This is a genomic window from Halohasta sp. A2 (assembly GCF_056175805.1).
On the sequence record NZ_JAQFWV010000216.1, the window covers coordinates 1 to 427 of the forward strand.

Annotated in this window: 1 pseudogene; it reads right to left on the reverse strand. The window is 52.7% G+C overall.

The window, feature by feature from the left end:
• Positions 1 to 427: pseudogene (locus O2S87_RS18860) on the reverse strand (IS701 family transposase); the annotation flags it as partial.

Genomic DNA, 427 nt, shown 5'->3' on the forward strand with positions numbered 1-427 from the left:
GAATAGCTCCGAATGATATGGGCTGAAGGCGCGTCAATCTTGTTTGTTGCAAGGTACTTGACAGGGTTCTCCTCGTCCTCGTCAGTCACCTTCTCGGCGATCACTAGCCGAACCTCACCTAATTTCGACACTGGGAGCGTCTTTGTCCATATCTTGTAGATTTCGTCGTCAATTTCACGTGGTTCCTTGTCGATGCGCTCTTCCAGCGCATCGACGCGCATCTCTTTGTTCGCGTAGGTCACCTGCCGGTTGCTCCGGAGCGGACCGATCCAGTCCTTGCCGTATGATTCGACGTGTTTAATCAATCCAGAGTCGTGCGCGAACCACGAATCGAAGAGGTAGGTGTCCGCAGGCACACCTACCTCGTCTTCCAGTTCCGTGATCATCTCTCGAGAGAGATCGTACTTCGTCTCGTTCTCGTCTTCTT